The organism is Dyadobacter sp. Leaf189 (genome assembly GCF_001424405.1).
Taxonomy (GTDB): domain Bacteria; phylum Bacteroidota; class Bacteroidia; order Cytophagales; family Spirosomataceae; genus Dyadobacter.
On sequence record NZ_LMPS01000001.1, the window covers coordinates 113,661 to 127,410 of the forward strand.

Here is a 13,750-nt window from a genome sequence, read left to right on the forward strand (position 1 = left end):
CACCCCGAATGACAGCCCTATGTCAGCAGGTTAGTAAGCAGGTGTACTTTTTCTTTTCCGCGACACCTTTTGTTTAAGCCAGGGATAGCTGATGTAAAAAACCTTTGTTGCCCCCATTCCTATTCCGGCACCCATAAGCACATCGGCCAGCCAATGTTTATTGTTTAAAATACGCATGGCACCTACTGCAGTGGCAGTTCCGTAGCCTCCAATGCTATAAAGAACACTTCTGCCTCCATACTCCTGATGCAGGATCTCTGCATTTGCAAAAGCAGTGGTGGTATGTCCGGAAGGAAATGAATGGTTATCCTCTCCATCTGGTCGCGGGTATTTTACTGCCCGTTTGAGCCCCTGAGTTACTACCTGGGCGCCGATGTTCGAAAGTAATGCAAGTATAACCTGATCGTCCAGCGAATGTTTCCCCTTCACACCCGCTGAGGCGAGTCCAAGGCTCACAATACCAGGAGCGTAGGGAAGAAAATCATCTGCATTGGTATGAAATCCAGGATACTGAGACCGTACTTCCCTTTGCAGGCTGCGGCTGACCTTTCCCTGTACAACCAATCCTGCAACAGCCAACGAAACCGGCGGGATAATATCTCCTGCCTTTACCCGCCACAAGGTAGAATCCTGCTGTGCCGACACCGTTTGCGGCAGCAGATTGCAGCAAATCAATAAGGTCAGGATCTGAATTCGCGCTGCTTTGAAGATCATAGGATAGCCTCTCTCACGCGAACAAGCCTTTCCAGCAAACCTTCTAATTGATCCAGCGGAAGCATATTTGCACCATCAGATTTTGCTTCTGAAGGATTAAAATGGGTTTCGATAAACAGCCCGTCTGCACCTACTGCTATTGCCGCCTTGGCGATCGTCTCAATCAACTTCGGCTTGCCGCCGGTTACCCCTGAACTTTGATTTGGCTGCTGCAGGGAATGCGTGCAGTCCATTACAACCGGTACTCCGAATGCAGCCATTTCAGGCAGGTTTCTATAATCCACAACAAGGTCGCCGTAGCCGAAACTATTGCCCCGATCAGTCAGGATTACCTGGCATTGGGGGTTGACTTCATGAATTTTTTCGGCTGCAAACTTCATTGAAGCGCCTGAAAGAAACTGTCCTTTCTTCACATTTACAGCTTTTCCTGTCTGCGCGGCGGCGGCCAGCAGCTCGGTTTGCCGGCAAAGAAATGCGGGTATCTGCAGTACATCCACGTACTCAGCAGCCATGGCAGCCTCGTGAGATTCATGAATGTCGGTGACGGTAGGGACCCCAAATGTTTCGCCTACTTCCCGAAGTATTTTTAAAGCTTTCTCGTCTCCGATGCCTGTGAAAGAGTCAATTTTTGTGCGGTTGGCTTTGCGGTAGGAACCCTTGAAAATGTACGGTATTTGTAGCCTGGTGGTCACATTGACGATATTTTCAGCTATTCGAAGTGCCATATCCCGGCCTTCTATCGCGCAGGGGCCGGCCATGAGAAAGAACTGCTGCGAGTCGGTATTTTTTAGATTTGCAATTGAAATCATATCTCAAAAACGCTTTTAATTAAATATTTGGTGAATGTACACTTATACCGGATGTTCTCCAGACCGCAAAAAGAAATCGGGAAATGAACACCTGATAAGGAGCTGATTTTCTGCTTTTTTTATTTTAGAAGCAATAATTGCAATAAAAATAAGGCAGTAAAAAAATTTTGAAAAAGTGAACTGAAATATCTTTCTTTGTTGCGATTTTAACCAAAAAGTGATTATAAAATGTCAGCAATTGCAGAAAGAGTTAAGCAAATTATCGTCGAGAAACTCGGCGTAGAAGAGTCGGAGGTTACACCGGAAGCAAACTTCCAGAACGACTTGGGAGCGGACTCTCTAGACACCGTTGAATTGATTATGGAGTTTGAAAAAGAATTCAATCTATCTATTCCTGACGACCAGGCAGAGAACATTGGTACAGTAGGCCAAGCTGTTGCATATCTGGAAGAGAACGTGAAGTAATTCGGTCTTTAAGCCAGTTATCATCTTCAATTTCTGTCCTTTTTTATGAGTTTTAAGCGAGTTGTGATTACAGGAATGGGTGCATTGACGCCCATCGGGAATGATGTTTCTACCTTTTGGACAAATCTGGTTGCGGGGGTAAGCGGCGCAGCGCCAATTACAAAATTTGATGCTGAGAAGTTTCGCACCCGTTTTGCCTGTGAAGTCAAGGGATTGGACATCAATACTTACATCCCGCGACAGGAAGCACGTAAAATGGACCCGTTTACTCAGTACGCCGTTATTGCTGCAGACGAAGCTATGAAGGACGCCGGCTTTGACGTAGATAAGCTTGATCTCGACAAAGCCGGTGTAATTTGGGGCTCAGGAATTGGGGGGCTTAAAACTTTCGAGGAAGAAGTGATGAACTTCTCCGAGAATGGAAAAACACCTCGTTTTAATCCTTTCTTTATCCCTAAAATGATCGTTGACAGTGCATCGGGAGTACTCTCGATCCGTTACGGTTTCAGGGGGCCAAATTTTATTACAGTATCCGCCTGCGCCTCAGCAACTAATGCGCTGATTGATGCATTCAATTATATCAAGCTTGGTATGATGAATGTGTGTATCTCCGGCGGCTCCGAAGCAGCCATTACTATTGCTGGTGTAGGAGGCTTCAATGCGCTGAAAGCACTTTCCGAGAGAAACGATAGTCCGGAAACGGCCTCACGCCCTTATGACAAAGACCGCGATGGTTTTGTTTTGGGAGAAGGTGGTGCCGCTCTTATCCTGGAAGATCTGGATCACGCAAAAGCCAGAGGAGCAAAGATTTACGCTGAAATGATCGGCGCAGGCATGTCTTCGGATGCTTATCACATTACTGCACCACACCCTGAGGGACTGGGCGCATACATGGTAATGAAAAATGCATTGGAAAACGCCGGATTGCAGCCGTCAGATATCGACTACATCAATACCCACGGTACTTCCACGCCGATCGGCGATCCGCAGGAAATTAAGGCAATTGAGACCTTCTTCGGAGAGCACGCTTATAATCTGAACATCAGCTCTACCAAGTCTATGACCGGACACTTGCTCGGAGGAGCAGGTGCGATCGAGGCTGCTGCCTGCATAATGGCGATCAAAGATCAGATTGTACCGCCTACGATCAACCATTTTACAGATGATCCGGAAATTAATCCAAGACTAAATCTTACTTTTAACAAAGCTGAGAAGCGCAAGGTAGATATTGCCTTGAGTAACACTTTTGGATTTGGAGGTCACAATGCATCAGTCATTTTCAAAAGGTATGAAGACTGATAAACTTTCTACAATTGGCAAAGCGAATTCTTATACCGATACTTTCTCTTTTCCGTACCGGAAGTGCTGAGGATAAAAAATTTAAGGAGTCCATTGCACACGTAATCGGTGACCGCCCCTCCAATTTAGGCGTTTACCAGCTCGCTTTCCGCCATACTTCTGCATCTAAGGAAACTGCTATCAAAGGTTTCAGGGAATCAAATGAAAGACTTGAATACCTGGGCGATGCAGTACTGGGTATGGTAGTTGCAGAATTTCTTTTTACCAAATACCCCTACAAAGACGAAGGTTTTCTCACTGAAATCCGCTCCCGGATTGTTAACAGGGAGTCCTTAAATCAAATATCACGTAAGCTGGGCCTCGACAGGCTGATCGAATACGATGGAAACCGCCGCGGTATGTCGCCGCGCTCTTCCATGTACGGAGATGCGCTTGAAGCATTTGTAGGCGCTATTTACCTGGATAAAGGTTTTCGGTTCACGAGAACATTCATCATCAGCAAGCTAATTACGCATTATGATCTGGACAGCATTATCCAGAACAATGCAAACTTCAAAAGCCTCATCATCGAATGGGCGCAACGCGAAGGCAAGGAAATCCGCTTCGAAATACTCGAAGAACGCGGTACCCGCCACCACCGCGAATTCATTTCCCAAATACTCGTTAATGACGAGCCTTTCGCTACCGGCAACGGTTTCACCAAAAAGAAAGCAGAGCAATCTGCATCTGAGCAGGCTTGTGCAATTCTTGAATTGCGATAAGCAACACTCTGTGCTTTAAACGGCCCCATCCTGTCATTTTACAGGTTTGTTCAATCGAGATCGGACATTCTGTCGCTTATATTTCCTTTACACCGCAGCTTTCGGACTTTTTGTCTTGTTGTTATCCATTTTTTTAACCCGGAATGGAAGTTGATAATATCACTGCATACCACGAAGGTTAAAACTGGAAATTAAAAACATAAAATCTTATAGCAATGAGCACATTAGTTAAAACCCAATTTGCAACTCCTTCTTACCTGAACGGATTTTTTGGAAAAGACCTTTTCAATGAATTTAACACACCAGCTTTCTCGGGAAGTGTACCGGCTGTGAATGTGGTGGAAAGTAAAGAAGGTTTCCGTATCGAAGTAGCCGCTCCGGGTTTACAGAAGTCGGACTTTAAATTGAACCTTGAAAAAAACCAGCTGACGATCTCTGCGCACAAAGAGCAGAAAAGTGAGGAAGCAGGGGAGAAATATACTCGCAGAGAGTTCAAATACAACTCGTTCCAGAGGACTTTCACATTGCCGAATTCAATTGACGGCGAGAAAATTGAAGCTAATTATGCCGATGGGATTTTGAGCATCTTGCTACCAAAAAGGGAAGAAGCGAAAGAGAAACCTGCCCGTCAGATCGAAATCGCCTAATTAAGTTCAGTATTACGGAAGGCGTTATTTTCACGAATAACGCCTTCTTCTATGATCAACGAAATGGCCCAAAATGCAGACAGAACTGGCAGGATATTTTGGTTAGATTTGAAATGAAATATCTTTGTTAAATTATGTTAAACGGGCCTGATAAGGGAATAAATAGTTATTTGCTTTGCGTTAATCATTCATAAAATTAAAACCCCAACATATGTCTATGAAAACAAATTGGAAAGGTTTAGTGTTGGTTGGGTTGATTTCAAGTGCGTCAACTCTTGCCGGCTTTAAACTATTAGGTCCGGACAGCGGCACGAATGTGATTTTCAAAGAAGCCCCTGCCGAATCTATTGCACGTTTTACCTCAACAGGCACGCCGGTAGGTGCACCTGGCGATTTCGTCTACGCAGCAGAAGCAACTACTCCAACGGTTGTGCACATAAAGTCAACAATGACCCGCCAGGCTTATCGCGGAGGCGGGCAGCAGATCCCGGATATTTTCAGGGACTTCTTCGGAGATGATTTTGGAGGCAGCCAGCGCGGTCCCCAATCTCAGGAAGCTTCGGGCTCTGGTGTTGTAATTTCAGCTGACGGTTACATTGTAACAAACAACCACGTTGTGGAAGGTGCACAGGAGCTGGAAGTGACTTTGCATAACAAGAGAAAATACAGAGCGAAAGTAATCGGAACCGACCCTTCTACGGATATTGCCGTAATTAAAGTGGAAGCGAAAGATCTTCCTGCGGTGACCTTGGGTAACTCCGATGCAGTGAAAGTAGGAGAATGGGTAGTGGCAGTCGGTAACCCTTTTAACCTGGAATCAACAGTTACTGCCGGTATCGTTAGTGCAAAAGGCCGGGGTCTTGGGATCATTGGTCAATCACGCCGCAATGGTGTGACACCGGCTTCTGCAAGCGCAGGAGATTCGCCGCTTGAATCTTTTATTCAGACTGACGCAGTTGTAAACCCTGGAAACAGTGGTGGTGCACTTGTGAACCTTAAAGGTGAGTTGATTGGTATCAATACCGCGATCGCGAGCCCGACAGGTAGCTTTGCAGGTTATGCTTTTGCAGTTCCTTCCAGCATTGTGAAGAAAGTGTCCAGTGACCTAATCAAATTTGGTAATGTACAACGCGGATACCTTGGCATTCAGCTGGACGATCTTGACAGCAGAAAAGCAGAAGAGTATGGAGTGAAAGTGAATGACGGTGTTTACGTACGTGAATTCACTGAAAACAGCGCAGCAAAAGCAGGCGGTGTAAACAAAGGCGACGTGATCGTGAAAGTAGATGGAATGGATATCCATTCTGTTCCTGAGCTGCAACAATCAATCGGCTTGCACAAGCCTGGCGATAAAGTGAACCTGACTGTAAACCGTGATGGCAAGGAAAAAGACCTGAGCATTACGCTACGCAACAGGACAGGCGGTTCTGATATCATCAAACGCGATGAAACCGCTGCGATCATGAATGTGCTGGGTGCACAATTCGGTAACCTGAGCGACGCGGAAAAACAACGTTTGTCCAGATATAAAATCGAAGGTGGTGTAAAGGTAGTTTCTATTGAAGGCGGCAAGTTTGCCCGCTCGCAGGTGGAAGAAGGATTTATCATCACCAAAGTAAATGGAAAGGCAATCCGTACCGTGAAGGAGTTTGAAGCGGCAATTGCCGGCAAAGAAGAGTCAATGGTAACATTCGAGGGGCTTTACCCTGATGCACCTTACGATGTATTCTCTTTCGGATTCAGATTGTAATAGCAATAGATTGAAACAAAACGAGGCTGCGAATTCCGCGGCCTCGTTTTGTTTTGTATCAAAGCATATATTTGAGCTTGACAACCTCTTTCTCACTCAAAAACCGCCATTTACCTCTTGGCAGGTCTTTCTTATTCAAACCTGCAAAAACGGTCCGGTCCAGCTTCTGGACTTCATAACCCAATTGCTCAAACATCCGGCGAACAATCCGGTTGCGACCACTGTGGATTTCAAGTCCTACCACCATTGCATCAGGAGTCACGATACCAACTTCATCGGGGCGAATAAAACCGTCTTCCAGATCTACCCCGTGCTGTAACCGCTCGAAATCTTCTGTTGTGATTGGTTTATCCAGCTCAGCCTGGTAAATCTTCTTGATCCCACTTGAAGGGTGCGTCAGCTTTTCGGCGAGTTCACCATCGTTAGTCAGCAATAGCAAGCCTGTTGTGTTCCTGTCCAAACGACCCACCGGGTACACACGCTCATTACACGCGCCTTTGATCAGGTCCAAAACAGTTTTACGCTCTTCCGGATCGTCCGTTGTAGTGATATAATCCTTCGGTTTGTTGATCAGGATATAAACCATTTTCTCAGGATTAAGCGCCTTTTTGCCGTATTTGACAACGTCGCTCATCTTGACTTTATAACCCATTTCGGTAATCGTTTTTCCATTTACCGAAATCTGGCCGGAAGAAATCAGATCATCAGCTTCCCTGCGCGAACAGATACCTGCATTCGCGATATAGCGGTTCAGCCTGATGTCAGTGCTGATTTCTTCTTTTTTTTTTGGAGCTATCTTCTTCTCATAATCTTGCAGATTGTAGCGGGGTGCTGTCTCATATCTGCCCACTCTGCGGTCCAATCCGCTTCTGTCTTCGGCATCAGGTGCTCTTTCTTCTCGCGGAGCTCTCTCGTCCCTTACTGGTCTTTCGCCTCTTGGCGCTCTTTCATCGCGTCCGGATCTATCACTTCTCGGTGCCCGCTTGTCGCTTTGATCCCGATTTTCTCTCGGTCTGAAACCTTCACGCGGCGCTCTTTCTTCACGTCCGAAACTCTCTCTTGGCGCTCTGTCACCATCCTCTCTTGCCCTGAAATTTTCTCTCGGTCCGCCTTCTCTGGATTCTCTAGGACGGAACTCATTTCTGTCTTCCCTCTTCCCGAATGCAGGTCTTCCTTCCGGCCTGAACTCACGTGTTTTATCAAAACGTGGCCTTTCATCCCTGTCGGAAGATGTTCTTCTGTCTGAAAAAGGCCTTCTTTCTGAATTTTCATCTGTACTGCGTGGTCGGAACGGGCGGCTTTCTCCTGATTCAGGTTTTCTGAAAGACCTTTTCTCTCCCTGGAAGCCCGAATCTTTTTTGAAACCACCGGCATTTCCGAAGGGTTTGTCCTTGCGGAAACCACCTTGTTCGCGATTGAAACGCGGCCTGTCATCTGCTGGTTTTTCGTGTCCGAAGCTTGGACGTGATTTGGCTGGCTTGTTTTCCTGTGCTGAGAATTTCAGACTGGATTTTTTAACACTCGGCTTACTGAAACGGCTTTCAGTTTCTGGCTTTGGTTTTCTGAATGAATTACCGCCGCCGCCGCTGCTTTTGCGGAAGGATTTGTCCCCTCCACCCGAAGACTGGCCACCTGCCGGTCTCGAATTGTTTGTTCTTTTTCTCATTTTAGGAATGCAGTATCACTACTGGGATTTTTTCCTCTTAACAAATTGCTTGTAACTGAAAGTTAATTTGTGGTATATTTTCCGACATTAATGCCACCAAAATCAGTTAGCCAGCGTATCTGATCATCAGAAAGTGTTGATAATTTATAGATTAGCCTGCAAAGATACGCCAATTTTCCGGTTAAATATTTCGCGGCCATTTTATGTCAAAAGTCATAAAGCAACGTTTATTAGTACTATCAGCGAAATGCCGGTTACAAGGCTTTCGGATCTAAATCTTCAATGAACGATATCGTATATGTCAACCGAGGTGCAGACTCAGCCATTATGGAAACCTGGACGGACATTGCTGGAACAATCCAATCTGAAAAAGTATATGGATTGGCTTTTTGTCAAAAAGGGACTTTATTTTCGATCTTATCACGACCTGTGGGAGTGGTCTGTAACCGATCTGGAAGATTTTTGGGAAAGTCTCTGGAATTACTTCAATATTAAGTCACACGATCTTTATCTCGAAGTTTTGCAACGCCCGCAAAGTGGAATGATAGGTACCAAGTGGTTTACCCGCTCCAAGCTCAACTACGCAGAGCATATTTTCAGGAATAAAACAAAAGATCGGCCCGCCATTCTGTTTAAATCTGAGCAAGAAGGACTTCGTGAAATATCGTGGGAGCAGCTGGAAGCGGAAGTAGCAGCGGTAGCTACCTGGCTCAAACAAATAGGAGTGCGGCCCGGCGATCGTGTAGCGGCTGTTCTACCCAACATACCTCAGGCAGTGGTGGCGTTTCTGGCAGCTAACTCCATTGGTGCAGTTTGGTCTTCGTGCTCGCCGGATTTTGGAAAAACGGCGTTGGTCGAGAGATTCCGGCAAATTGAACCCAAAGTCCTGTTTATCGCCGACGGTTGCCAGTACAACGGCAAAGTTCACGATCTGACCGCATTCGCGCAGGAGCTTTCCATTTCGCTTCGCTCTGTTAAGGATATCGTTTTAATCAATAATACTGGTGCCGAAAGCAGGTACGAAAGATATACATCCTGGGAGGATATTCTCCATTTGCAGCATTTTGGCATTGACTTTGAGCCGGTTCCCTTCGATCATCCGATCTGGATTTTGTATTCGTCGGGAACAACTGCTGAGCCTAAGGCGATTACGCACGGGGTAGGCGGTTGTTTAATAGAGCATTTGAAGGCTTTGGTTTTACACCAGAATGTGAAACCGGGCGACCGTTACTTCTGGTACTCCACAACGGGCTGGATGATGTGGAATTATGCGTTGAGCTCACTGCTTTGCGGTGCTACGCTGGTGCTTTACGACGGGGCGCCTGCTTATCCTTCCTCACAGGTACTTTGGAGTCTGGCAGAAGAAGCCAGGATTACGCACTTTGGAAGTGGCGCTGCGTTTTTCATAAACTCCATGAAAAGCGGTGTCAGCATTACATCTGAGCGCCTTTCCGCATTAGAAACGATTGGGTCTACCGGGTCCCCCCTGCCCCCGGAAGTTTTTGAATGGGTTTATAAGCAGGTTAAAAAAGATGTGTGGCTGATCTCGCTAAGCGGAGGTACCGACGTTTGTTCCGCATTCGTAGGTGGCTGCCCCATCGTACCGGTATATGCTGGCGAGATACAATGCAGAATGCTCGGTGCACGCATTGAAGCTTTTGGCGAAGATGGTAAACCGGTAAAGAATGAGCTGGGAGAAATGGTAATTACCCAACCAATGCCTTCTATGCCCGTCTGTTTCTGGAATGACCCTTCCCAGGAAAAATATCACAGCAGCTACTTTGAAATGTACCCGGCTGTTTGGCGGCACGGAGATTGGATCAAAATAACCGACCGGCACTCAGTAATCATCTACGGACGCTCTGATGCCACATTAAACAGAGGAGGAGTGCGTATCGGAACTGCGGAGATTTACCGGGCAGTTGAAAGCCTGCCCGAAGTGAAAGACAGCCTGGCTGTTTATCTTGAAAAATCCAATGGCGAGGGTACCATTTCTCTTTTCGTTGTGCTGGGCAGAGAGCAGGACCTGACCGATGAATTGAAGGCCAAGATCAGGGAAACGATTCGCAGCCAGTACAGTCCGCGGCATATTCCTGATACGATCGAGCAGGTTGCCGACATTCCTTACACGATCAACGGGAAGAAAATGGAGGCTCCCATGAAGCGCATACTTATGGGCCAGGATCCGGAGAAGTGCATTAACCTGGATACAATGCGTAATCCTGAATCACTGAAATCTTTTGTTTGAGGCCGAAATTCAATTTCTGTTCAGGATCTAAGCCTGCTCTATTTTCGTTTTCCTTCAAAACGTGCCCTCGGCTCTCTTGCAATAAGCAATCAAAATCGCTTACTTCACGTTAGATAGAAGTGTGCCGGACAGTCTTCTCAACACCCTTTTCAAACTTGACCAGCATGAATCCAGAAAAGTCTCAGACACCGATTAATAATCCAAAATCGGTTGTGCGTTTGCCAATCATCATTGGAATAACGCTGGCGGCGGGTGTGTTGCTGGGCAGCACGTTTTTTAGCGGCGGAAAGAAACTGTCAGAAGTTGCCAAGGGATATGCCAAGTTCCGGGAAGTATTGATGCTGGTTGAGAATAACTATGTTGACTCTGTGAATACCGAGGAGCTGGTTGATTTTTCAATTTCAAAAATGCTGGAAAAGCTCGATCCGCACACAGCCTACTTCAATGCAGAAGAAGCTACCGCAGCACGTTCGCAGCTGGAATCGGGCTTTGACGGGATAGGCGTTGAATTCAATATTTACAATGATACGGTTTACGTGGTAACGCCCCTGAGCGGCGGACCTTCGGAGGCAGCGGGTATCCAGAGTGGTGACCGGATTATCTCGGTTAACAAAGAGAACCTTTCGGGGCCGGGTGTAACCAATGCACAGGTCTATAAATTATTACGTGGTAAAAGGGGCACGAAGGTAAATCTCGCCATTGAGCGCGTGGGATTGAATGAGAAGATGAACTTCTCGGTAGTCCGCGACCGCATTCCAACATTCTCCGTTGATGCATCTTATATGGTTGATCAGGAGATCGGCTATATCAAGGTCAGCCGTTTTTCCGAATCAACATTTGAAGAGTTTAAATCTGCACTGAAGACATTGAAGGGGCAAGGATTGAAGAACCTGATCCTCGACCTGCGCGGCAATCCCGGAGGTTATATGGAGCGTGCTACAAGCATGGCCGATGAATTTATCGCGGGAAATAAGCTCCTGGTGTACACCGAAGGAAAGGACAGCCGCTTCGACCGAAAAACACGTTCGCACGTCGACGGACTTTTTGAACAGGGTCCATTGATCGTTCTGGTAGACGAAGGAAGTGCCTCCGCTTCTGAAATTCTCGCCGGCGCATTGCAGGATCATGACCGCGCATTGGTTGTGGGACGGAGATCTTACGGAAAAGGCCTGGTTCAAATGCCAATCAAGCTTTCTGACGGATCTGAACTGCGCCTGACAATCTCGCGCTATTATACCCCGAGCGGAAGAAGCATTCAAAAACCTTACGAACTGGGCAAGGGAGAAGATTACAGCCAGGATCTTTCACATCGTTACGAAAGCGGCGAGCTGTTCAATGTGGATAGTATCAAATTCGATAAAAGTAAAGTTTATAAAACTGACGGCGGGCGCATTGTTTACGGCGGCGGCGGCATTACACCGGATATTTTTGTTCCAAAAGATACCTTGCAGAACAGCAAGTATCTGTTTGAGCTTTACTCAAAAAATATCATCAGAGAATACGCATTGCGTTATGCCAATTCAAATCAGAAGAAATTGGAAAAACAGACTTTTGACGAGTTTGTGAAATCCTTTGAAGTGTCTGATGCTATGCTGGCCGATATGGTAAAAGACGCAACGAAATCAGGCATCAAGCCAAATCCCGCTGAGCTGGATCTTTCAAAAACACTGATTACCTCTCAAACGAAGGCAATCATCGGTCGCTATGTTTGGGGCAGAAAGCAGAAGAGCGGACTTAATAATGAGGTTTTCCAGGTACTTAATCCTACCGATAATGTTTTTCAACAGGCAGTCCAAATGTTTAACCAGGCAGCCCAGCTTGAAAAAGGTCAATTTAGCAGTCTGAATATCCCGCGTAAGAAAAAGGAGTAGTCAGACCAGTAACACAATCAAAATTCTAATGTCCCGTATTGCATTAATTACCGGAGCTACCTCCGGGATAGGAAAAGCAACAGCCGAACTCTTCGCTGATGCAGGAATTGATCTTATTCTGTGTGGTCGCCGCCAGGAAAGGCTCGATGAGCTCGCTGACAAATTATCTTCCAAAGTACAGGTGACCACCCTTCTTTTTGACGTTCGCGACAAAGGTGCTGTGCTTGCAATGATCAACTCGCTTTCCGATGATTGGAAAAATATTGATATCCTGATCAACAATGCAGGCAATGCGCACGGGCTCGGCTCCCTGGATGAAGGCGATACGAATGACTGGGACTCTATGATAGATGGAAATGTAAAAGGCTTGCTATACGTTTCGAAAGCGGTTATTCCATTGCTTTTGGAAAAAGGGAAGGGGCATATCGTCAATATCAGTTCCATTGCAGGCAAGCAGACTTACCCTAATGGAGCAGTATACTGCGCTTCGAAAGCGGCTGTGGAAGTACTAAGCGAGGGAATGCGCCTGGAATTGACACAACACGGAATCAAGGTAACAAATGTGGCGCCCGGAGCTGTGGAGACAGAATTTTCATTGGTTCGCTTCAAAGGCGATGAGGAGCGTGCAGGGAAAGTGTACCAGGGTTTTGATCCATTGCAGGCCGGAGATATTGCTGACGCAATCTTGTACGCTGTAAATGCACCGGATCGCGTGACCATTGCGGATATCACGATTCTGGCCGGTGCACAATCTACTGCAACTACCATTCACAGGAAGTAGCAACCAACTCAGCTATTTTTCGCTATTCTTAAAATGAGATTGGGATCGGGACATATTGAAAAATAATAGTCCTGATCAAAAAAGCTACTTACCCCTGGGAAATCGCCCTCATAATCACCAATATCGCTGATCACCTGGAAATGCAGGTGCGGTGGCCAGTCACCATTTTCCGGATAGTCGCCAATGGAGGCGAAGCGTTCCCCTTTCGCAATGCGTTTTCCGACAGCAAGTCCGTCGAGCGACGAAAGCGACAAATGCCCGTACAATGTATAAAATGGTACTCCGGATAATTCGTGGGCCAAAATGATCGTGGGGCCATAATCTCCGTAGTGGTTGTTGAATGCGTAGCTGTGAACTGTTCCGTCAAGAGGCGCAAACAGCGGCTCGCCCGCTTCAATCCAGATATCAGTACCCAAGTGAATGCTCCTCGCGCCCGGTTCATCGCCTCCGAAATGCATTCGCTGGCGGTATATCACCCGGTTTTCTCCATACCCGCCAATTCCATTGTATCTGCTTCGCGACAGAAGCTCTTCAAAAACATACTTTGAAAACTCACTCGTTTTTGAAAGATCGCGGGTAAGTAATACCTCGTTGCTGGCTGAGAAATCCAGTCTTCTGTAAGGTTTTACGTTGTCAATAACTTTGGCAAATGCAGGATAGTTGCCTAGTATTTGTTTCAAATCCGACATAATTGAGGTTTAAAGCAAAAGAGCCAGGCACGAATGCCCGGCTCTCTGAA

Annotated in this window: 12 protein-coding genes; 8 read left to right on the forward strand and 4 right to left on the reverse strand. The window is 46.5% G+C overall.

The window, feature by feature from the left end; all coding sequences use genetic code 11:
• Positions 1-30: 30 nt before the first annotated feature.
• Entirely contained in the window at positions 31-714 is a 684-nt protein-coding gene (locus tag ASG33_RS00530) for a phosphatase PAP2 family protein (RefSeq protein WP_056279252.1), read from the reverse strand.
• The gene (kdsA, locus tag ASG33_RS00535) at positions 711-1,523 is read right to left on the reverse strand and encodes a 3-deoxy-8-phosphooctulonate synthase (RefSeq protein WP_056279254.1); all 813 of its coding nucleotides are present in this window, start codon (positions 1,521-1,523) and stop codon (positions 711-713) included. The genes ASG33_RS00530 and kdsA overlap by 4 nt, the downstream gene beginning before the upstream one ends.
• 228 nt (positions 1,524-1,751) lie before the next feature.
• On the opposite strand from kdsA, the gene ASG33_RS00540 reads away from it, so the two are divergent.
• From ASG33_RS00540 to ASG33_RS00560, 5 genes are all read left to right on the forward strand, one after another.
• Entirely contained in the window at positions 1,752-1,988 is a 237-nt protein-coding gene (locus ASG33_RS00540) for an acyl carrier protein (RefSeq protein ID WP_015813362.1), read from the forward strand.
• Positions 1,989-2,033: 45 nt separating this feature from the next.
• Positions 2,034-3,287, forward strand: a complete 1,254-nt coding sequence (gene fabF, locus ASG33_RS00545) for a beta-ketoacyl-ACP synthase II (RefSeq protein WP_056279256.1) — start codon at positions 2,034-2,036, stop codon at positions 3,285-3,287.
• 14 nt (positions 3,288-3,301) lie between these two features.
• Positions 3,302-4,048 carry a ribonuclease III gene (gene rnc / locus ASG33_RS00550; protein WP_031529466.1) on the forward strand — a complete coding sequence of 249 codons (747 nt, stop codon included), beginning with the start codon at positions 3,302-3,304 and terminating at the stop codon, positions 4,046-4,048.
• Positions 4,049-4,263: 215 nt separating this feature from the next.
• On the forward strand, positions 4,264-4,695 hold the full coding sequence (locus ASG33_RS00555) for an Hsp20/alpha crystallin family protein (protein ID WP_056279258.1): 432 nt from the start codon (positions 4,264-4,266) through the stop codon (positions 4,693-4,695).
• A 217-nt stretch (positions 4,696-4,912) separates the two neighbouring features.
• Complete coding sequence (locus tag ASG33_RS00560) at positions 4,913-6,445, forward strand: Do family serine endopeptidase (RefSeq protein ID WP_056279260.1); 1,533 nt, start codon at positions 4,913-4,915, stop codon at positions 6,443-6,445.
• Between the two features lie 58 nt (positions 6,446-6,503).
• Here the strand turns inward: ASG33_RS00560 and ASG33_RS00565 are convergent, their stop codons facing one another.
• Complete coding sequence (locus ASG33_RS00565; RefSeq protein WP_056279262.1) at positions 6,504-8,111, reverse strand: pseudouridine synthase; 1,608 nt, start codon at positions 8,109-8,111, stop codon at positions 6,504-6,506.
• A 298-nt stretch (positions 8,112-8,409) separates the two neighbouring features.
• Here ASG33_RS00565 and ASG33_RS00570 point away from each other — a divergent pair, with 298 nt between their 5' ends.
• The 3 genes from ASG33_RS00570 to ASG33_RS00580 all read left to right on the forward strand — a co-directional run bounded on the left by ASG33_RS00570 (position 8,410) and on the right by ASG33_RS00580 (position 13,011).
• Positions 8,410-10,359, forward strand: a complete 1,950-nt coding sequence (locus ASG33_RS00570) for an acetoacetate--CoA ligase (protein ID WP_056279264.1) — start codon at positions 8,410-8,412, stop codon at positions 10,357-10,359.
• Positions 10,360-10,523: 164 nt separating this feature from the next.
• Entirely contained in the window at positions 10,524-12,230 is a 1,707-nt protein-coding gene (locus ASG33_RS00575) for a S41 family peptidase (RefSeq protein WP_056279267.1), read from the forward strand.
• A gap of 28 nt (positions 12,231-12,258) precedes the next feature.
• Entirely contained in the window at positions 12,259-13,011 is a 753-nt protein-coding gene (locus ASG33_RS00580) for an SDR family NAD(P)-dependent oxidoreductase (protein ID WP_056279269.1), read from the forward strand.
• Positions 13,012-13,019: 8 nt separating this feature from the next.
• On the opposite strand, the gene ASG33_RS00585 is transcribed toward ASG33_RS00580, so the two are convergent.
• Positions 13,020-13,700 (reverse strand): peptidoglycan DD-metalloendopeptidase family protein, encoded by a 681-nt coding sequence (locus ASG33_RS00585; RefSeq protein ID WP_056279271.1) that lies wholly within the window; start codon positions 13,698-13,700, stop codon positions 13,020-13,022.
• Between the last annotated feature and the right edge of the window lie 50 nt (positions 13,701-13,750).